Here is a 19,438-nt window from a genome sequence, read left to right as displayed (position 1 = left end):
TGATTAACGCCTACTCTTCGATCTTCGAAATCGCCGAAGTAGCCGGGTCATAACGATAACCCTTCTGCGCAAGCTGCTGGACCATCTTGTCGCCGATCACCCTTTGCTGCGCTTCACGCAACACGAGTTCATGGTCCGGCTTGAGCCGTTCGAGTTCCAGCGCAAGCCGGCGCATGAGCGCGACTTCGCCGGTGCTGCGTGCATCGATGAAGAGCAGTTTCTCGTTCGCGCCGTCGAGCCGCTGCTTCAGGTCCTTGGCATAACTGACCCATTCTTCGGCCTGCGTGCGCAGCTTGTCGTAGGCCTTCGTATGATCCTTGGCTTGTGTCGTGATCTGCCGTTGCAAAGCGGCGATCTCGCCTTCCACCGCGACGCCGCGTGCCTCGAGTTCCATGCGCTGCGAGGCGTGAGTGCTTCTTGCATCGGCTTCGCGTTGTTCCTGTTCGGCCAAACGCTCCTGCAGCAATGCCGCCTGCTGTTCGGCATTCTCCGCGCGCTCGCGGGCAGCGGCGGCATCTTGCGCGCGCTGGGCGGCGTCGGCGCTTGCCGCGTCCTTTTGCTCGTTCAACGCGCTGATCTGCGAACGCGCCGCTTCGAGTTCTCGTGCGACACGCTGAAGCTCGCCGGACTGCGCCGTGGCTTCATCGTGCTTGGCCGCGTGAGCCTGTTGCAACTCGTTTAGCGCACCGCGTGCCGCGTCGAGTTCGACTTCGAGTTCCGCGATACGCGCAAAACGCTCGTTCGCTTGCTGCTCGACCGCCGCCACGCGTTCGGCGGTAACGCCCGCTTCATGCGCGTAGCGTTGCGCTTCATCGGATTTCGCCTGACTTTCATGCTGCAGCGCCTCGGCTCTTTGACGCGCCTCGTCGCGTTGTCGAACGAGGCTGCCAATCTCGTCGTCCTTGCTCGCGACATGCGCGCTTAGCGCTTCATGCGCCTGCCGCACGTCGTCGCGCTCGCTCACGAAGCGCGCGATCTCCTCGTCCTTTTGCGAGACGGCCGCGTGCAAGGCATCGTTGTGCTCCTGGACGATGCGCGCGATCTCCTCGTGCTTGCCGACTGTCGCCGCGTTCAACGCGTCGTCGCGTTCGCGGACGATTCGCGCAATCTCGTCGTCCTTCGCCGCGACGGATGCCGTGAGCGCCTCATGCGCATGGCGCGCTTCGTCCCGCTCCCGCGCAATTCGGGCGAGCTCGTCATCCTTATCCGAGATCGACGCGGCCAACGCTTCCTGCGAACGCTGCGCTTCCTCGAAGGAGGCGATCGCCGCTGCAAGCCTGCCCTGCTCCATCGATTCCCGCTGCGTCAGTTCCTCGACGCGCCGTTCGGCGGTCTCGGCGCGGGCGCTCACGTCGGCAAGCGCACTGCGCAGATGTTCGACTGTCTGTTCCGAAGCCTGTAACGCCTGCGCCAGATTGTTGCGCTGCTGGCGCTCGCGGCCGGCTTCCTCGTCGGCCTGCTGGAAACCGGCGAGCGCTTCGTCGCGTTCCGCGAGCGTGGCCGTAAGCCGCTGATCCAGCGTGCGTAATTGCGGTTGGAAGCGTTGCCCGGCCTGTTGATGCGCGCCCGCCCAAAGCTGATGCGCCGCGTTCAGAAGCGTCTCGGCGACGCCTTGCGGCAAGCTCGCTTCGTCGTCGACGGGTGTGGGCGCGGCTTGCGGCTCCTGTGCCGCTTTCCAGCGCTGCAACGCGTTTGCCACCTCGATGATGGAGCCGCTGCGGATTTCGTTCCAGACGGTCAATGGCGACAACTCGCGGCCTTCTCCGCTCAACCGTTGCGCGATCGATGCGACCTGTTGATCCGTAATGGTGCTTGACTCTGACATGTGCCCCTCAACACTGTATTTGCCTGATAAAACATCGACTGGCGTAACGTTACTACGTTCGCCGCGAGATCCGTCATTTTCCGTGCACGGCGCGGTGCCTGCCATCGCGCGAAGCCGCGCTCGCGGCGCAGCAGGATCGTCCTAGCCCGGGTCGTTCGCGGCTGTCAAAGTAGCATGCGTCCCCGTCCCTGGAGTGCGCCGTGTCCGTTGCCGAAATACGCTCAACCATTCTGTACCGACCCTTCGAAGCCCGCGACATCGACGCCGCGCATGCGCTGTCGGTCGAAGTGAAATGGCCGCACCGCGCCGACGACTGGCGCTTCGTTCTCGACGCTGGCGCCGGCTTCATCGCGCAGGAAGGCGAGCGCGTGGTCGGCACCGCCCTCTACTGGAAGTTCGGCGAGGATGCCGGCTCGCTCGGCATGGTCATCGTCGCGCCCGACCGGCAAGGGCACGGCATCGGGCGAAAGCTGATGGAACTGCTCCTCGATGCGCTCGGCTCCCGCGTCACCCTCCTGCACGCAACGCCCGCCGGACAGCCGCTCTACGCCAAACTCGGTTTCGAGCCAATCGGCACCTTGCATCAACATCAATCGGCCGATTTTCGCGCACCCGCCATTTTGCTGCAGGCCGGTGAAAGCCTGCGTCCGCTCGAATCCGCCGATACGCCGCGCCTCGCCGAACTGGCATCGCGCGCGGCCGGTGTGGATCGCGGCGCGATTCTGCAGCAACTGCTCGGCGTGGCGCAAGGCGTCGCGCTGGAATCCGCCGGCGAGATCGTCGGCTTCGCGCTGATGCGGCCATTCGGGCGCGGCCACGCCATCGGTCCGGTCATCGCCACGGGCGAAGGTCAGGAGCGGTTGCAGCGCGCGCAGGCGCTGGTTGCGCATTGGCTTGCCGCCAACGAAGGCGCCTTTACCCGCATGGATACACCAGGCGACAGCGGCCTCACGCCGTGGCTCGAAGAACTGGGACTCAGGCAGGTCGATGCGGTCGTCAAGATGGCGCGCAATGGTGCGCCGCGGCCGGACGCGTCTGTGGGCCAGTTCGGCATCGTCAATCAGGCAGTGGGTTGAATACGATGGCTCTTCTCTATAAGGCCGACCCCGAGCGCGGCAGACAGTGGGCGCAGCTTTTCGCCAGCAAGGCGCCCGAGACACCGTTTCGCCTGTGGCCGGATATCGGCGATGCCGCGTCCATCCGCTATCTGGCCGCATGGCAACCGCCCGCCGACCTCACGCGCGCGCTGCCGAATCTCGAAGTGATCTTCTCGGTGGGCGCGGGCATCGACCAGTTCGATCTGTCCGCCGTGCCGTCCGGCATCGCCGTGGTGCGGATGGTCGAGCCGGGCATCGTCGAGGGCATGGTCGAATACGTGACGCAGGCGGTGCTCACCGTGCATCGCGATCTCTTCGACTACGCGGCGCAGCAACGCGAACGCGTATGGCGTGCAAGGCCGGTGCGCGCGGCATCCACGCGGCGTGTCGGCGTGCTGGGCCTCGGCATGCTCGGCACGGCCGTGCTGAAACAGTTGCACCGTTTCGGCTTTGCGTGCGCGGGCTGGAGCCGCTCGGCGCATGAACTGGAAGGCATCGAATGTCATGCGGGTGTCGAGTCGCTCGATGCCTTCCTCGCCCGCACCGATGTGCTGGTGTGCCTCTTGCCGCTCACCGATTCCACGCGCGGCCTGCTGAACAAGCGCGTGTTCGCCGCGCTGCCGCCAGGCGCGTCGTTCATCAACGTCGGGCGCGGTCCGCAAGTAAATCAGGACGATTTGCTCGATGCGCTCGATAGCGGCCATCTGCACGCCGCCATTCTCGATGTCACCGATCCCGAGCCTTTGCCCGACACGCATCCGTTCTGGACGCATCCGCGCGTGCGTCTGACGCCGCATATCGCGAGCGCGACGCGGCCGGAAACGGCGGTGGACGTGGTGCTCGACAATTTGCGCCGGCATCGCGAAGGCCAGCCGATGATCGGTCAGATAGACCGCAGCCGGGGCTACTGAGGCGCCTCAGCACAAAATGCTGCGCACGCCCCGCAAAACGCCGCATATTTGCTTTTCCGCGATTTATTTGGCGATGCGCCCGACGGCGCTCCCCCGATAGTATGGAACGGTCCAGCTTACTTCCGAGAAGAGCCCGCTCATGTCGAATCAATCCAAGCAAGCCCTGGTCGAATCCGACCGCAAACATCTGATTCACCCAGTCGCAAGCTACCGCGCCCATGAAGCGCGCGGCGTCACCGTGCTCGATTCGGCGGACGGCGTCTTCTTGCGCGATATCGAAGGCAAGGAACTGCTCGACGCGTTCTCCGGCCTCTGGTGCGTGAACACGGGCTATGGTCATGCGAGCATCGTCGAGGCGGCCTCGAAACAGATGGCGCGTCTGCCTTACGCGACCGGCTACTTCCACTTCGGCTCCGAACCGGCTATCGAACTGGCCGAAAAGCTGGTCGATCTCGCGCCGGCATCGCTTACGCATGTGTACTTCACGCTCGGCGGCTCGGATGCGGTCGATTCCGCGCTGCGCTTCATCACGCACTACTACAACGCGACCGGCCGTCCGGCGAAGAAGCACTTCATCGCGCTGGAACGCGGCTATCACGGCTCGTCGTCGGTCGGTGCGGGGCTGACCGCGCTGCCCGCGTTCCATCGCAACTTCGATCTGCCGCTCGCGACGCAGCATCACATCCCCTCGCCGTATGCGTATCGCAACGACTACGCGGACGACAACGCGCTCATCACCGCGTCGGTGGCGGCGCTGCGGGCCAAGGTGGAAGCGCTCGGCGCGGAGAACGTCGCCGCATTCTTCTGCGAGCCCATTCAAGGTTCGGGCGGCGTGATCGTGCCGCCTGTCGGCTGGCTCAAGGCCATGCGCGAAGCATGCCGCCAACTGGACATCCTCTTCGTCGCCGATGAAGTCATCACCGGCTTCGGGCGCACCGGCCCGCTCTTCGCGTGCGAAGGCGAAGGCGTGGAACCGGACTTGATGACGGTCGCCAAGGGCCTGACGGCAGGCTACGCGCCGATGGGCGCCGTCCTCATGTCCGATGCCGTCTATCAAGGCATCGCGTCGGGTACGAACAATGGCGTGGCCGTGGGTCACGGTCACACTTATTCGGCGCATCCGGTGAGCGCGGCGATCGGTCTCGAAGTCATGCGGCTTTATCACGAAGGCGGACTGCTCGCAAACGGCCAGGCGCGGGCGCCGCGCTTTGCCGAAGGGCTCGATTCGCTGCTTGCGCATCCGCTCGTCGGACATTCGCGGCATCGCGGTCTGCTCGGCGCGCTCGAACTCGTCGCCGACAAAGAGACCAAGCGCGGCTTCGACGCCTCGCTCAAGCTGCCGGACCGCATCGCCGCTGCCGCCTACGCCAACGGCCTCGTGTTCCGCGCGTTCGGCGACAACATCCTCGGCTTTGCACCGGCGTTGTGCTACACGGAAGCCAATTTCGACATGATGTTCGAGCGTCTCACGAAGACACTCGACGACGTCCTCGCACAAGCGGAAGTGCGCGCGGCGCTGGGCGGCGCGGCAGGCGGTGCAACGGGATTTAATCGTCGCGTGGCTGCGTGATAACATCGACCGACTTCTCCGACATGTCCCGCCCCGCCTCCCACGATGAGCACCGACTGCAAGCTGGACCGAATCGACCTGCGCATCCTCTCGCAATTGCAAAAGCGCGGACGCATCACCAATGTCGAACTCGCCGATGCAGTCGGCTTATCGCCAAGCCCTTGCCTGATTCGCGTGAAGCGTCTGGAAAAGGCGGGCTATATCGTGGGCTACGGCGCGCAGATTCAATTGGAGAAGCTCGGCGACATTCAGGTGGTCTTCACCGAAGTCACCCTGGCGGATCACCGGCGCGAAGACTTCATCAAGTTCGTGAATGCGGTGAAAGACGTGGACGAGATCGTCGAATGTCATCTGGCGAGCGGCGGCTACGACTATCTGCTGAAGTTCGTCACGCGCAGCGTGAGCCATTATCAAAACATCGTCGAAGGGCTGCTGGAGCGGGATATCGGCATCGAGAAGTACTTCAGCTACGTCATCATCAAGACGGCGTTCGCGAAAACGCATTACCCGCTCGAAACGCTCTTCTCGCCAAGCCAGCACTGACCACCGCAACGCGCATTCACGCGCGTTGTTATCCTTGTTTCCTGTATTGAAGCTTCGAACGCTCGCGCCGCGGGCGGGTCGGCGCACGACCCTCGCGCGCGTGGTTCCTGACTAAACGAAAGCGGAGATCCTCATGTCCAGCAAATATCGTATTGCGGTTATTCCCGGCGATGGCATCGGCAAGGAAGTGATGCCCGAAGCCATTCGCGTGCTCGATGCCGTGAGCAAGCGCTTTGACATTGCGCTCGAATACAAACATATCGAATGGGCGAGCTGCGATTACTACGCGGCGCACGGCCAGATGATGCCCGACGACTGGAAGGCGCAACTGCAGGACACGGACGCCATTCTGTTCGGCGCGGTGGGCTGGCCGCAGACCGTGCCCGATCATATTTCGCTGTGGGGTTCGCTGCTCAAGTTTCGCCGCGAGTTCGACCAGTACATCAACCTGCGTCCCGCGCGTCTTTTCGAAGGCGTGCCCTCGCCGCTCGCGAATCGCAAGGCGGGCGATATCGACTTCATGATCGTGCGTGAAAACACCGAAGGCGAGTATTCGTCTGTCGGCGGCGCGATGTTCGAGGGCACGGAACGCGAGTTCGTCTCGCAGACCTCCATCTTCACGCGCAAGGGCGCGGAGCGCGTGCTGAAGTTCGCGTTCGATCTCGCGCAACGCCGCGAAAAGACCATCACGGTGGCGACCAAGAGCAACGGTATCTCGATCAGCATGCCGTGGTGGGATGCGCGTGCCGCGGAGATCGCGGAGCAGTATCCGGACGTCAAGTGGGACAAGCAGCATATCGACATTCTGTGCGCGCGCTTCGTCTTGAGCCCGGATCGCTTCGATGTGGTCGTCGCCACCAATCTCTTCGGCGACATTCTTTCGGACCTCGGGCCGGCGTGCACCGGAACCATCGGCATCGCGCCTTCGGCCAACATGAATCCGGAGCGCAACTTCCCGTCGCTGTTCGAGCCGGTGCATGGATCGGCGCCCGATATCGCGGGCAAGGGCGTTGCGAACCCGATCGCCATGATCTGGTCGGCCGCGATGATGCTCGACTTCCTCGGCAACGGCACGGGCAAGGAGCGCGAGGCCCACGACGCGATCCTCGCCGCCATCGAGGCAACGCTCAAGGAAGGCCCGCATACCGGCGACCTGGGCGGGAAGGCGAACACGACGCAAGTCGGGCAAGCCGTCGCGCAACGTCTGCTTTAAAGGAGCTGCCATGAGCCATACATTGAGCGATCTGATCCGCGCCGATAATTTCATCGATGGCAAATGGGTGGCGGCCGCCGACGGCAAGCGCTTTGCCGTGACGAACCCGGCGACGGGCGAAGTCATCGTCGAAGTAGCCGACAGCGGCGCCGCCGATGCCCGCGCCGCCACCGATGCCGCCGCGCGCGCGTTTCCCGCTTGGCGTGACACGCTGCCGAAGGATCGCGCGGCGGTGCTGCACCGCTGGCACACGCTGATCGTCGAGAATGCCGACGCGCTCGGCGAACTCATCTCGCTCGAACAAGGCAAGCCGCTTGCCGAAGGTCGCGGCGAAGTGCTGTACGGCGCGTCTTATGTGGCGTGGTTTGCCGACGAAGCTACGCGCATTTACGGCGACATCATTCCGCAACAGCAGCGCGGCAAGCGCATGAGCGCGGTGAAAGAACCGGTGGGAATCGTCGCGGCCATCACGCCGTGGAACTTTCCGCTCGCGATGATTGCGCGCAAGATCGCGCCCGCGCTCGCGGCGGGCTGCACGGTCGTCGGTAAGCCAGCCGAAGACACGCCGCTGACCGCGCTTGCGCTCGTCATGCTCGCGCACGAGGCGGGCGTGCCGGCGGGCGCGTTGAATCTCATCAGTTCGTCGCGGGAGAGCGCGGTGCCCGCGGTCGCCGACTGGCTTCAGGACAGCCGCGTACGCAAAATCACCTTCACGGGTTCGACTCCTGTCGGCAAGTATCTCGCGCGCGAGTCGGCGGATACGCTGAAAAAGCTCTCGCTCGAACTCGGCGGCAATGCGCCTTTCATCGTGTTCGATGACGCCGATCTCGACGCGGCGGTGACCGGCCTGATGGCCTCGAAATTCCGCAACGGCGGACAGACCTGCGTGTGCCCGAATCGCGTGTTCGTGCAGTCCGGCGTGTACGAGCGCTTCGCGGACTTGCTCAGTAACCGCGTCGCTGCATTGAAGGTTGCGCCCGCGACCGACCCGAAAGCGCAGATCGGCCCGATGATCAACTCGCGCGCGGTCGACAAGATCGCCCGCCATGTCGATGACGCCGTCGCGCGCGGCGCACGCGTGCTCGCGGGCGGCAAGCGGCTCACGGAACTCGGGGCGAACTACTACGCGCCGACCGTGCTCGCCGATGCCACGCCCGACATGCAACTGAGCTGCGAGGAAACCTTCGGTCCTGTCGTGCCGCTCTTTCGTTTCGACGACGAAGCCGAGGGCATTCGCGCCGCCAACGACACGCCCTTCGGCCTCGCATCGTACTTCTACAGCCAGGACGTGAAGCGCATCGACCGCGTGGCGCGTGCGCTCGAAGCGGGCATCGTCGGCATCAACGAAGGCGCGCTCGCGAGCGAAGCCGCGCCTTTCGGCGGCGTGAAGGAATCGGGCTACGGCCGCGAAGGCTCGAAGTACGGCCTGGACGACTATCTGTCGATCAAATATCTCTGTCAGGGCGGTCTCGAATGAACGCGACGGCTTATCCCATTCAGGTCACGTTTCCGGACATCGGCGCGCATGAGGCCGGCAACACCGGCATCCCTTATGTGCATACCTTCGATTCGGGCGTGGCCGGTCCTCACGTGATGATCAACGCGCTCACGCACGGCAACGAAGTGTGCGGCGCGATTGCAGTCGATGAACTCCTGCGCGCGAAAGTGCGCCCGCGGCGCGGCAAGCTCACGCTCGCGTTTGCGAATGTCGATGCCTATCGACGCTTCGATGCCGCGAAGCCGGATGCCTCGCGCTTCGTCGATCAGGACTTCAACCGCGTGTGGACCGCGCAGACGCTCGACGACACCTCGCGCGATTCGAGCGAACTGCGCCGCGCCCGCGCGATGCGTCCGGTCATCGACACGGTGGATCTGCTGCTCGACCTGCATTCGATGCACGAGAAGAGCGCGCCGCTGATCGTCGCGGGACCGCTCGATAAAGGCATTGCGCTGTCGGCGCAACTCGGCACGCCCGCGACCGTGATCTGCGACGAAGGCCATCCGGAAGGCCGCCGCATGCGCGATTACAAAGGCTTTGGCGATCCGGCCAGCGAGAAGAACGCGCTTCTGATCGAATGCGGACAGCATTGGGAAGCAAGCGCGGTGGACGTGGCACGCGACGTCACGGCGCGCTTTCTCCGCCTTGCCGACGTGCTCGATGAGGCCGATCTCCCCATTGGATGGATCAAGCCGTCACCGCCGGAAATGCTGATCGTGCGCGTAACGGAACCGGTCGTGGCAAAGAGCCTCGACTTCCGTTTCGCCGATGCCTACACCGGCCTCGAAGTCTTTCCGGAAGCCGGTAGCGTGATCGGTTGGTCCGAAGGCGAAGCGGTCCGCACGCCCTATGCCGATTGCATGCTCGTCATGCCTTCGCTGCGCCAATTGCGCGCGGGCGTGACGGTGGTGAGGCTTGGGAAGATAGAACAGCGTATCGCTGCATCGCAATAACACTCGATCGACAAGACACGACCATATGAAAGTTCAGCAGATCAAGCAGAGCATCGGGCTACAAGGCCTGGAAGACTGGGGCACGGCAGGCCTTCCGGGCACACCGCAAATCAGGGTTTCGGGCGTACAGCGCGTGATTCCGGGCAGCGAGAACATCGACACCGGCGTGTTCGAATGCACGCCGGGCACGTATCGTCGCTCGGTCAAGGAAGCGGAAGTCATGCACTTTCTTGCCGGAAGCGGACGCTTCACGCCCGATGGCGAAGACACCGTGCACTTCACGGGCGGCGACACGCTGTTTTTCGCGGCGAACACCGAAGGAACATGGGAAGTCGAGGAGACCATGCGCAAGGTCTACGTGATTTTCCAGTGAAGCGTTTCTTGAATTGCAGGGCATAACCTAGGGTCATGGAGCCTCCAACAATTGCGGCGTTGCTCCAGCGAATTTGACCCAATATATTTTTGCTCAGACCCGCGTCGTTCTTGCGCGATGACATGCTCATCCGCAGTGACGGCGCGACCTGCAAGACGTCCTTCGCTTCAACCTTGTCGAGGAAACGCCGTGATCAATATTGCAAGGTTCAGTTGTTCCCGTCTCACGCTTCGCCCGCTTGCCATGACTTTCGCGCTTGGCATGGCCCTGGGCGGCGCGGCACCGGCTTTTGCCGCGGGCAGCATCACTTTCGTGTCGCAAGGCGGCGCTTATCAGGAAGCGCAGACCAAGGCGATTCTCGATCCCGCTGCAAAAGAACTCGGCATCACGATCAAGCAGGACAGCATTCCGGATGCATGGCCGCAAGTCAAAGCGCAAGCCGCTACCGGCAAGCCGATCTGGGACGTGATCGATACCCCAACGTCGAACTGTCTGCGCGGCGGGCGCGAAGGCTTGCTGGAAAAGCTCGACTTCTCGAAGATCCCCAACGCGGCCGCGATGCCCGAGCAATACCGCACGCCCTATTCGGCGGCGTACGAGTTTTATTCGACCGTCATCGGCTACAACAAGAAAACGCTCAAGAAGGTGCCGCAAAGCTGGAAGGACTTCTGGGACGTGAAAGGTTTCCCCGGCACGCGCGCCTTGCGCAACGACCCGCAGACCGTGCTCGAAGCCGCCTTGCTCGCGGACGGCGTGGCGCGCGACAAGCTCTATCCGCTCGATGTCGATCGCGCGTTCAGGAAGCTCGAAGAGATCAAGCCGAACATCACGGTATGGTGGACCTCGGGCGGCCAGTCGGCGCAGTTGCTGCACGACGGCGAAGTCGACATGACGATGATCTGGAACGGCCGCGCGAGCGCCGTGCGCAAGGACGATCCGGACGTGGACTTCACTTTCAACGACGGCATCCTGCAGAACACGCAGTTGTGCATCCTGAAGAACGCGCCGAACCTCAACGATGCGGTGCGCTTCCTCAATACCGCGCTTTCGCCGGAATTGCAGGCGAACCTGCCGACGTATATCGATTACGGTCCGGGCAATCCGGCCGCGTTCAAGACCGGCAAGATCAGCGAGAAGCGCGCGTCCGAGCTGCCGAGTTCACCCGCCAATGCCGCGAAACAAGCGCTGATGCAGGAAGAATGGTGGGCATCGGACCCGGGCATTCAGGCCAAGGCGCGGTGGCTCAAGTTCATGCAGTGAGCGTGCAGCGCGCGCGTTTCGGCATGATCGATTATCTGATTCTCGGCGGCGGCTCGGCGGGCTGCGTGCTGGCCGCGCGCCTGTCGGAGGATGCAGGCAAGCACATATGCCTCGTCGAGGCGGGCCGCGACATCTCCGCGAGCACCATGCCGGACGCGGTTCGCAGCCGCTATCCGGGGCGCGCTTATCTCGATACGAACAACATCTGGCGGCAGTTGAAGGCCCGCATGAGCGCGCTCGCGCCCGTTCGACGTTATGAGCAAGCGCGCATTCTCGGCGGCGGTTCCGCGATCAACGCGCTGATGGCCAATCGCGGCGCGCCCGCCGATTACGACGAGTGGGACACGCTCGGGGCCGATGGCTGGAACTGGCAGAGCTGCCTGCCCTACTTCCGCAAGCTCGAAGCCGATTGCGACTTCGCCGGCCCCTATCACGGCTCGGACGGACCGCTGCGCATTCAGCGTCCGAAGTGGGCGCGCATCTCGCCGTTCGTGCGCGCCGTGCTGGATACGCTTAGCAAGAGCGGCCATCCATTACATGACGATCAGAACGGGCCCTGGCAAGACGGCGCGTTTATCGGCTCGCTCTCGGTGAGCGCGGCGGGCGAACGTATTCCGACGTCCATCTGTTATCTCGACGATGCCACTCGCAAGCGCGTGAATCTATCGATCCGCACGGGTCTCGTCGTCGATCGCATTTTGTTCGATGGCAAACGCGCGATCGGTGCGCGCATCCTGCGGCCGGATGGCACCCACGAAGATGTGCACGCGCGGCGCGTGATCGTCTCGGCGGGTGCGATACACAGTCCTGCGTTGCTCATGCGCAGCGGCATCGGGCCGGCGCAAGCGTTGGCTGCGCTCGGCATCGAAGTATGCGCGGACCGGCCGGGCGTGGGCGGCAATCTGATGGAGCATCCGTCGATTGCGGTGTCCGCGTTTTTGCCGCGTTCGGCGCGCACGCCTTATCCCGATGAGCATCACGAGCAGGCGATCGTGCGCTTCTCATCACATCTCGATGACACCGTGCCCGGCGACATGCACGGCGCGATTCTTTCGCGTTCCGGCTGGCATTCGGTGGGTTATCGGCTCGGCACGATCTTCTTTTGGGTCAACAAGTCGTATTCGCGCGGGCGGGTGACGTTGGCATCGGCGAATCCACTCGATGAACCGAAGGTCGATTTCGCCATGCTTTCCGATACACGCGACCTCGAACGGCTCAAGCTTGCCTTGCGCTTCGGCGCGCAAACACTTAACGCGGCGTCGATGGATGCGCATCGCGACATCGTGTTTCCGTCGAGCTATTCGCCGCGCGTCGCAGCGGTCGCCGTGCCGGGAATGTGGAACGCGTTGCAGCGCGGCGCGTTGAGTGCGCTGCTGGATGTTGCCGGACCGTTGCGTGGATGGCTGATCCGACGCGTGGTGACGCAGGGCGTGAGCATCGCCGACTTGATGAACGATGACGAAGCGCTCACGCGGTTCGTGACACGATCGGTTGGCGGAACGTGGCATCCGTCGGGCACATGCCGCATGGGCGCTGAAAACGATCCGCTCGCCGTGACTGACGCGCGCGGCGCGGTGTATGGCGTTGATGGTCTTTATGTATGCGACGCCTCGCTGATGCCTTCGATACCCTGTGCCAATACAAATGTGCCGACGATCATGATGGCCGAGCGCGTGGCGGATATGCTGCGGGCGGAGTCGAGCGCCAATCGCTTTGCGAGCGAGGTCGGGGTGGTGGATGGGTATGGGTCGAAGCGGATATCGTAGGGCGTGAGATTGGCGTTCGCGTCACGCGCGCTAAGAATCGAGGCGCGTGCGCTTGACTACTCCCCAAACCCCACGATCCCCTTGACCTCCAAAAACGCCTCCAACCCCCACTCCCCATACTCGCGCCCATTCCCCGACTGCTTATATCCGCCAAATGGCGACCCCGCATCCCATGCCGGATAGTTCACATAAACGCTACCCGCGCGCATGCGTAGCGCCACCTTCCGCGCCCGCTCCTTATCCCCAGACTGCACGTAAGCCGCAAGCCCGAACGGCGTATCGTTGGCAATCGCAATTGCTTCTTCGTCATCGCGATACGGCATGATCGCAAGCACCGGCCCGAAGATTTCCTCGCGCGCAATTGTCATCGACGGATCGACACCAGCGAACACCGTCGGCTTCACGTAGTAACCACGTTCCAACCCGTCCGGACGCCCCAAACCGCCCGCCACCAACTCGGCGCCTTCTTCGATGCCGATGCCAATCAACCGCTGCACGCGCGTGAACTGCACGTCGCTGACGACCGGGCCCATCGTCGTGCCGTCCGCATCGGCGGGGCCGACGCGCTGCTTCGAAGCCGCACGCCGCGCGATCTCCACGGCCTCTGCATGACGCGATGCAGGCACGAGCATGCGCGTGGGCGCATTGCACGACTGACCGCTATTGCCGAAGCACGAGTTCACGCCCGCCGTCACGGCCGCTTCCAGATCGACATCGTCAAGCAGGATGTTCGCCGACTTGCCGCCCAGCTCCTGATGCACGCGCTTCACGGTCGGCGCGGCCAGCTTCGCAATCTCGACTCCCGCGCGCGTCGAGCCAGTGAACGACACCATGTCCACATCCGGATGCGAAGACAGCGCCGCGCCCACGGTCGGACCGTCGCCATTGATGAGATTGAACACGCCCGGCGGCACGCCTGCTGCATCGAGAATCTCGGCAAACAAGAGCGCATTCAGCGGCGATACTTCGCTTGGCTTGAGCACCACCGTGCAACCCGCAGCGAGCGCGGGCGCGACCTTGCAGACGATCTGGTTGATCGGCCAGTTCCACGGCGTGATGAGCGCAGCGACGCCGACCGGTTCGTGGTTGATGAGCGTCGTGCCCTTCCTGCGTTGCCACTGAAAGCGCGCGACCGTGCGCAAGGTCTCTTCGATATGCCGCTTGCCGAGCGACGCCTGCCACGCATGCGATAACTTGGAAGGCGCGCCGATTTCACGCGTGATGACTTCGGCCATCTCGTCGTAACGCGCAAGGTACGCTTCGAGTATGCGTTCGAGCAACGCGACGCGCTCTGGCACCGATGTCCGCGAGTACGTTTCGAATGCACGCCGCGCGGCTGCAACCGCGCGATCGACATCGCGCGCATCGCCGAGTGCGATCTCTGCAAACGCTTCTTCCGTGCAGGGATCGATCACGGGCAGACGTCGCGTGCCGGCCGGTTCGACCCACGCGCCATCGATGTAGAACTGCAATGAGTGTGACATGCGTTGATCCGTTTCTATAAGCGTTAAGTGCGCGCCACCGCCGAGCGCCGGCTCACGACCACGATCATCACGAGGCACAACGTAATCGCCGTGAGCATGGTGCTGATGGCCGCGATGGTCGGATCGATCTCGTCGCGCAAGGTGACGAACATGCGACGCGTGAGCGTCTGGTTGCTGCCGCCCGAAATGAACAGCGCGACGACGGTTTCATCGAGCGCCTGAATGAAGACGAACACCGCGCCCGAGATCACGCTCGCGCGAATCTGCGGCAGCGTCACCGCCATGAAACTGCGAAAGCGGTTCATGCCGAGACTGCGCGCGACCATTTCCTGCGTGCGGTCGAAGCTGCGCAGATCCGCGCCGACCGAGATGAGCACATAAGGCAGACCCAGCATGGTGTCCGCGATGATGAGCCCGCCCAGCGTATTCACGTATCCCGCTTGCGTGAACACGAAGAACACGCCCACCGCGACGATGATGATCGGTACCATCATCGGCAACATGAGGAGCGTGCGCAGATAGCGCATCGACCAGTGCGAGCCGTACTGAATGCCATAAGCCGCCGCAATACCGAGCGGCGTCGCTATCAATGACGCGCATGTCGATGCGGCGAAGGTCGTCTTGGCTGCGTCGATCCACGCGGGGTTGTCGAAGAACGCGTGATACCAGCGCAACGAATACGCGGGCGGCGGAAAGGTCAGAAAGCGCGCATCCGAAAACGACAGCGGCACGACGATCACCACCGGCACCATCAGGAACACGAGGATCAGCAGCACCGATGCGCCGAGTATGATCCGGCCGAGCGACAGTCTCTTCATTTCGCCCCCAGCGTTTTTTCGAGCGGAATGACGCGGCTCGCGAGCCAGAAGATCGCAAAGACACACAGCAGCAGCACCACGCTCACCGAACTCGCCGCGCCCCAACTGTTGTAGATCTCCACATTACGGCTGACGATCATGGAGACCATCATCGACTTGCCGCCGCCCATGAGTTCCGGCGTGATGTAGAAGCCCAGGCACAACACGAAGACGAGTGTCACGCCCGCGACGACGCCGCCCATCGAGAGCGGCAAGAACACGCGCATGAACACATGCAAGGGCGAACCGCCGAGACTCGCGCCCGCTTGCGACAGGTTCGGCGGAATCTTCTGCATCGCCGAATAGAGCGGCAGCACCATGAAAGGCAAGAGGATATGCACCATCGCGATGATCGTGCCGAACTGGTTATACGAAAGCTGCAAGGGCCGCTCGATCAGCCCCATGCCGAGCAGCGCCTTGTTGATGAGGCCCGTGCGCTGCAACAGCACGAGCCATGCGTAAGTGCGCACGAGCACGCTGGTCCAGAACGGCAGAATGACCATGCCGAGTATCAACGCGCTCCATCGCGGCGAAACCGATGCCGCGAAATATGCGACCGGATATCCCAGCAAAAGCGTCACGCCCGTCACGATAATGGACAGCTTGAACGTCAGCAGAAAGGTGTCGAGATAAGCGCCCGTGAAAACGCGCCGATAGTTCACGAGCGTGAACGCGCCTTCGTGATAAATGGACTGCCACGACAGCCACGCGAGCGGCACCACCAGCAGCACGATCACCACGAACAACGCGGGCGCCATGAGCAGCAGCATGGCGCGGTCTTCGCGTCTTTGATGGCGCACCGAGGGGTCGGTTGCGGCGGCATGCATCGGCGTTGCATCCTCTAGTATCCGTTTGGCTATCGTCATCATGCACCCACGGCGTCGAGAAACTGATACCACGCGGCGACGAGCCTCACGCCCGGCGCGCGCAGCGCATGAAAAGGCACCGGCCGCAAGCCGTCTTGCGCGAGCAGCGCGAGATCGGGCTTGTCGCCGAGGGCGAGCGCCGCTGCATGTTGCCCGACGAGGCTCGCCATGGAAATCCCCGCGCCGTTGTAGCCGAGGCAGAACGTGGTGGCGTCGTCGCTACGGCCGACATGCGGCAGCGCGTTGAAGGTCATGCCGACATAGCCCGACCAGCGGTACGCGACCGGCACGCCGTTGAGTTGCGGGAACAGCGCGATCATCGCGCGTTGCAACGCATCGAAGCCGGTTGGCTCGCCTTCCTTGCCGAAGGCATCGCGTCCGCCGAAGAGCATGCGGCCATCCACCTTGCGAAACCACTTCATCATGCGGCGCGTTTCGGCGTAGCTGCGGCGATTGATCATCATCTGCGCGTCGAGGTCGGCGGGAAGCTTCGCGGTCGCGATCATCGCGCTGCGAAACGGCACGAGTTCGCGATGATAGGCGGCAGTGGCATCGGAAAGATTCGAATAAGCGTTGGTTGCGACGATCACCTGTTTCGCGCGCACCGTGCCGCCAGGGGCACGCAAGATCACGCGACGATCGTCCGCGCGCGTCATGTCGATCACCGGTGTCGATTCGAAGATCGGCACGCCGCGCGCAGTCAGACCGTCGGCAAGCCCGCGCACGTATTCCAGCGGCAAGATGGTGCCCGCGTCCGCGCTCAACACGCCGCCCACGAAACCACGCGAACCCGTCTCGTGTTCCACTTCGGCGCGCGACTGCACGCTCATGGTCGTGTCGCCGAGTGTCGTGCGAACCCACTCGGCTTCCGCCCGTATCGAGGCGAAAGCGCGCTCGGTATGAGCGCAACGCAGACTGCCCGTGTGCTCGAATTGCGCGGCCTGCAAACCGAATTCGTCGATGAGCGCTTCCACCGCGCGCACGCCCTCGTGCGCGAGCCGATGCATGCGCTTGGCCATAGCGACGCCATGCGCGCTCGCAATCGACGGAAACGACAGCCTGAATTTCGACGACACCACGCCGCCGTTGCGACCGCTTGCGCCCCATCCGACCGGATTCGCATCGAGCACGGCGCACGCCACGCCGCGCTTTTGCAAGGCATGGGCGGCCGTCAGCCCCGAATAGCCCGCACCGATGATCGCGACTTCCACATCGAGGTCGCGAGCCAAGGGCGCCGTGGCGGCAGCGGGGCCGGCCATCGCCCGCCAGAGCGAGTCGGGTACGGGACGCGGCGTCGTCGGGGCGCGCATGATCAGGCGGCGGCGCGCAGTTCGGCCTCGACCGCATCGGCGAGCGCGGCGAGGGTCGCGAACTTGAACGTCGGCGTCGTCACGTTCTCCGGCACGGGCGTGGCGCCGAAGCCTTTCTGACCTTGACGGCGTTCGATCCAGCACGTCGCATAACCGAGCTTCGTCGCGACGCCGATGTCGTGATACTGGCTCTGCGCCGTATGCAGAATCTCGTCGAACTTGTAGCCGAACGCAGCCTGACGTCCACGGTTGTAAGCGAAGAATTGCGGGTCGGGCTTGGCGACACCGGTTTCGTCGCAGCAGACGGTATCGTCGAACGGATTGCCGAGCGTATGCGCATACGCCGACAGCGCGACGCGGTCCGCGTTGGTCATCGCGACGAGCCGGAAGTGCTTGCGCAGGCGCTTCAATGCGGCAACCGAATCTTCGAAGGCGGGCCATTCGAGCACGTCGCGCTGGAACGCGGCAGCCGATTGCGCGTCGTCGGGCAAACCGAGTTCCTTCGCCAGATGCAGATAGACGTTGGCCATCTCATGGCTCGAACGCCCCGGATACTTCGCGCGGCCATCCATGTACGGCGTGAAGATCTGGTCATCGGTCAGGTCCTTCGCCTTCGGGCCGCCCAGACGCCGCACGGAATCGAGCACGCCTTTTTCGAAGTTGATCAGCGTGCCGACGACATCGAACGTCAGGACCTTGAAATCGGTGAGATTCATTGCATCATCCTTTTGCGGGTTGCGTATGAGTTGGCAACATGTGCCAGTCGAATCGCCCGTGCACAGGCGATGAAAAACCGTTCATGCGGGCACGACGATGGTGTCCGCGGGATCGAGCGCCACGATCATCTCGGCGCCCGGCTGGGGAATGCGGCGGCGCGCCTCGAAGCTGCCGGGCTGTCTCAGGCTGATGGCCGTGCCGTCTGCGAGCACCGCGAACACGCGCAGACTTTCGCCCTGATAAAGCACTTCGGTCACGCGACAGGAAAAGCGGTTGGCGTTTGCTTGCGCGTCGCCATGCGCGATGAAAAGCTTCTCCGTCTGCACCGCGAGCAAGAGCTTCTCGCCGCGTGGCAACGGGTGCGCCGTGCGCAAGACCGTGTTGCCGAGACGCACGGTGTCGTCGCCCGCGCGGCTCACGTCGAGCAAGGTCGCCTCGCCGATGAAGCTCGCGACGAACGCATCGCAAGGACGGTCGTAGAGACGCTCGGGCGTGTCGATCTGCACGAGCTTGCCGTCTTTGAGCACGGCCACGCGGTCGCTCATGGTGAGCGCCTCGCGCTGATCGTGCGTCACGTTGACAATGGTCGCGCCAAGCCGCCGATGCAGCCGCCGCAGCTCGATCTGCATGGTCTCGCGCAATTGCTTGTCGAGCGCGGAGAGCGGCTCGTCCATCAGGATCAGTTGCGGCTCGAAGACCATCGCGCGGGCGAGCGCCACGCGTTGCTTCTGCCCGCCCGACAACTGGTCGATGCCGCGATTCTCGTAGCCCGCGAGTTCGACCATCGCCAGGGCATCGGCGACCTTCTTCGGCCAGGTGGATTTCGGCTCGCGTCGCGCACGCAGCGAGAACGCGACGTTCTCGCCCACCGTCATATGCGGAAAGAGCGCGTAGTTCTGGAACACGATGCCGATATCGCGCTTGTGCGGCGGCGCAAATGTAATGTCGCGCTCGCCGACCCAGACGCTTCCGGACGTTGGCTGCACGAAGCCGCCGAGAATGCCTAGTAGCGTGGTCTTGCCCGAACCCGACGGGCCGAGCAACGAGACGAATTCGCCCGGCGCGATGTCGAGAGAAACATCGTCGAGTGCGGCCAGCGCGCCGTAGCGCTTGGTTGCCGACCTGATCGATACGCCGGTTTTCGCTCGTGCATCCATGAGTGTCGTCTCGTGTCTTCGGGCTTGAGGATTAAGAA

General features: G+C 63.6%; 17 protein-coding genes. 10 read left to right on the top strand and 7 right to left on the bottom strand.

All coding sequences use genetic code 11. The annotated features are described in order from the left end of the window. Positions 1–10: 10 nt before the first annotated feature. A complete protein-coding gene (locus tag LDZ28_RS25210) occupies positions 11–1,825 on the bottom strand; it encodes a DNA-binding protein (RefSeq protein ID WP_244830139.1) in 1,815 nt (604 codons plus the stop codon). A 200-nt stretch (positions 1,826–2,025) separates the two neighbouring features. On the opposite strand from LDZ28_RS25210, the gene LDZ28_RS25205 reads away from it, so the two are divergent. From LDZ28_RS25205 to LDZ28_RS25160, 10 genes are all read left to right on the top strand, one after another. Then, the gene (locus tag LDZ28_RS25205) at positions 2,026–2,901 is read left to right on the top strand and encodes a GNAT family N-acetyltransferase (protein WP_244830138.1); all 876 of its coding nucleotides are present in this window, start codon (positions 2,026–2,028) and stop codon (positions 2,899–2,901) included. Positions 2,902–2,906: 5 nt separating this feature from the next. Beyond that, positions 2,907–3,833 (top strand): glyoxylate/hydroxypyruvate reductase A, encoded by a 927-nt coding sequence (locus LDZ28_RS25200; protein WP_244830137.1) that lies wholly within the window; start codon positions 2,907–2,909, stop codon positions 3,831–3,833. Positions 3,834–3,972: 139 nt separating this feature from the next. After that, entirely contained in the window at positions 3,973–5,403 is a 1,431-nt protein-coding gene (locus LDZ28_RS25195) for an aspartate aminotransferase family protein (RefSeq protein ID WP_244830136.1), read from the top strand. 45 nt (positions 5,404–5,448) lie between these two features. Beyond that, a complete protein-coding gene (locus tag LDZ28_RS25190; RefSeq protein WP_244830135.1) occupies positions 5,449–5,946 on the top strand; it encodes an Lrp/AsnC family transcriptional regulator in 498 nt (165 codons plus the stop codon). Between the two features lie 133 nt (positions 5,947–6,079). Next, positions 6,080–7,159 carry a tartrate dehydrogenase gene (locus LDZ28_RS25185; RefSeq protein WP_244830134.1) on the top strand — a complete coding sequence of 360 codons (1,080 nt, stop codon included), beginning with the start codon at positions 6,080–6,082 and terminating at the stop codon, positions 7,157–7,159. Between the two features lie 10 nt (positions 7,160–7,169). Continuing rightward, the gene (locus LDZ28_RS25180) at positions 7,170–8,636 is read left to right on the top strand and encodes an NAD-dependent succinate-semialdehyde dehydrogenase (protein ID WP_244830133.1); all 1,467 of its coding nucleotides are present in this window, start codon (positions 7,170–7,172) and stop codon (positions 8,634–8,636) included. Then, a complete protein-coding gene (locus LDZ28_RS25175) occupies positions 8,633–9,610 on the top strand; it encodes a M14 family metallopeptidase (protein WP_244830132.1) in 978 nt (325 codons plus the stop codon). Before LDZ28_RS25180 ends, LDZ28_RS25175 begins: the two co-directional genes overlap by 4 nt. A 25-nt stretch (positions 9,611–9,635) precedes the next feature. Next, entirely contained in the window at positions 9,636–9,983 is a 348-nt protein-coding gene (locus LDZ28_RS25170) for a cupin domain-containing protein (protein ID WP_244830131.1), read from the top strand. Positions 9,984–10,226: 243 nt separating this feature from the next. After that, the gene (locus LDZ28_RS25165) at positions 10,227–11,243 is read left to right on the top strand and encodes an ABC transporter substrate-binding protein (RefSeq protein ID WP_244830130.1); all 1,017 of its coding nucleotides are present in this window, start codon (positions 10,227–10,229) and stop codon (positions 11,241–11,243) included. A 23-nt stretch (positions 11,244–11,266) separates the two neighbouring features. Then, positions 11,267–13,009, top strand: coding sequence for a GMC family oxidoreductase (locus tag LDZ28_RS25160; protein ID WP_244831035.1), 1,743 nt, complete (start codon positions 11,267–11,269; stop codon positions 13,007–13,009). Between the two features lie 56 nt (positions 13,010–13,065). Here the strand turns inward: LDZ28_RS25160 and LDZ28_RS25155 are convergent, their stop codons facing one another. The 6 genes from LDZ28_RS25155 to LDZ28_RS25130 all read right to left on the bottom strand — a co-directional run bounded on the left by LDZ28_RS25155 (position 13,066) and on the right by LDZ28_RS25130 (position 19,400). After that, the gene (locus tag LDZ28_RS25155) at positions 13,066–14,493 is read right to left on the bottom strand and encodes an aldehyde dehydrogenase family protein (RefSeq protein ID WP_244830129.1); all 1,428 of its coding nucleotides are present in this window, start codon (positions 14,491–14,493) and stop codon (positions 13,066–13,068) included. A gap of 23 nt (positions 14,494–14,516) precedes the next feature. Beyond that, positions 14,517–15,311, bottom strand: a complete 795-nt coding sequence (locus LDZ28_RS25150; RefSeq protein WP_244830128.1) for an ABC transporter permease — start codon at positions 15,309–15,311, stop codon at positions 14,517–14,519. After that, positions 15,308–16,177 carry an ABC transporter permease gene (locus LDZ28_RS25145; protein WP_370652234.1) on the bottom strand — a complete coding sequence of 290 codons (870 nt, stop codon included), beginning with the start codon at positions 16,175–16,177 and terminating at the stop codon, positions 15,308–15,310. The genes LDZ28_RS25150 and LDZ28_RS25145 overlap by 4 nt, the downstream gene beginning before the upstream one ends. Positions 16,178–16,215: 38 nt before the next feature. Continuing rightward, positions 16,216–17,526, bottom strand: a complete 1,311-nt coding sequence (locus LDZ28_RS25140; protein ID WP_244830126.1) for an FAD-binding oxidoreductase — start codon at positions 17,524–17,526, stop codon at positions 16,216–16,218. 2 nt (positions 17,527–17,528) lie between these two features. Further along, entirely contained in the window at positions 17,529–18,242 is a 714-nt protein-coding gene (locus LDZ28_RS25135; protein WP_244830125.1) for an HAD-IA family hydrolase, read from the bottom strand. Positions 18,243–18,323: 81 nt separating this feature from the next. After that, complete coding sequence (locus LDZ28_RS25130; protein ID WP_244830124.1) at positions 18,324–19,400, bottom strand: ABC transporter ATP-binding protein; 1,077 nt, start codon at positions 19,398–19,400, stop codon at positions 18,324–18,326. Between the last annotated feature and the right edge of the window lie 38 nt (positions 19,401–19,438).

The organism is Caballeronia sp. TF1N1 (assembly GCF_022878925.1).
Lineage (GTDB): Bacteria > Pseudomonadota > Gammaproteobacteria > Burkholderiales > Burkholderiaceae > Caballeronia.
Note: the sequence above shows the minus strand (reverse complement) of the source record. Positions and strands in the feature narration are given on the sequence as shown.

What these genes read in the sequence shown, in the direction of transcription:
- LDZ28_RS25210 (WP_244830139.1), bottom strand. Translation starts at nt 1,825, where the DNA reads ATGTCAGAGTCAAGCACCATTACGGATCAACAGGTCGCATCGATCGCG.
- LDZ28_RS25200 (WP_244830137.1), top strand. Translation starts at nt 2,907, where the DNA reads ATGGCTCTTCTCTATAAGGCCGACCCCGAGCGCGGCAGACAGTGGGCG.
- LDZ28_RS25195 (WP_244830136.1), top strand. Translation starts at nt 3,973, where the DNA reads ATGTCGAATCAATCCAAGCAAGCCCTGGTCGAATCCGACCGCAAACAT.
- LDZ28_RS25190 (WP_244830135.1), top strand. Translation starts at nt 5,449, where the DNA reads ATGAGCACCGACTGCAAGCTGGACCGAATCGACCTGCGCATCCTCTCG.
- LDZ28_RS25185 (WP_244830134.1), top strand. Translation starts at nt 6,080, where the DNA reads ATGTCCAGCAAATATCGTATTGCGGTTATTCCCGGCGATGGCATCGGC.
- LDZ28_RS25180 (WP_244830133.1), top strand. Translation starts at nt 7,170, where the DNA reads ATGAGCCATACATTGAGCGATCTGATCCGCGCCGATAATTTCATCGAT.
- LDZ28_RS25175 (WP_244830132.1), top strand. Translation starts at nt 8,633, where the DNA reads ATGAACGCGACGGCTTATCCCATTCAGGTCACGTTTCCGGACATCGGC.
- LDZ28_RS25170 (WP_244830131.1), top strand. Translation starts at nt 9,636, where the DNA reads ATGAAAGTTCAGCAGATCAAGCAGAGCATCGGGCTACAAGGCCTGGAA.
- LDZ28_RS25165 (WP_244830130.1), top strand. Translation starts at nt 10,227, where the DNA reads ATGACTTTCGCGCTTGGCATGGCCCTGGGCGGCGCGGCACCGGCTTTT.
- LDZ28_RS25160 (WP_244831035.1), top strand. Translation starts at nt 11,267, where the DNA reads ATGATCGATTATCTGATTCTCGGCGGCGGCTCGGCGGGCTGCGTGCTG.
- LDZ28_RS25155 (WP_244830129.1), bottom strand. Translation starts at nt 14,493, where the DNA reads ATGTCACACTCATTGCAGTTCTACATCGATGGCGCGTGGGTCGAACCG.
- LDZ28_RS25150 (WP_244830128.1), bottom strand. Translation starts at nt 15,311, where the DNA reads ATGAAGAGACTGTCGCTCGGCCGGATCATACTCGGCGCATCGGTGCTG.
- LDZ28_RS25145 (WP_370652234.1), bottom strand. Translation starts at nt 16,177, where the DNA reads ATGCATGCCGCCGCAACCGACCCCTCGGTGCGCCATCAAAGACGCGAA.
- LDZ28_RS25140 (WP_244830126.1), bottom strand. Translation starts at nt 17,526, where the DNA reads ATGCGCGCCCCGACGACGCCGCGTCCCGTACCCGACTCGCTCTGGCGG.
- LDZ28_RS25135 (WP_244830125.1), bottom strand. Translation starts at nt 18,242, where the DNA reads ATGAATCTCACCGATTTCAAGGTCCTGACGTTCGATGTCGTCGGCACG.
- LDZ28_RS25130 (WP_244830124.1), bottom strand. Translation starts at nt 19,400, where the DNA reads ATGGATGCACGAGCGAAAACCGGCGTATCGATCAGGTCGGCAACCAAG.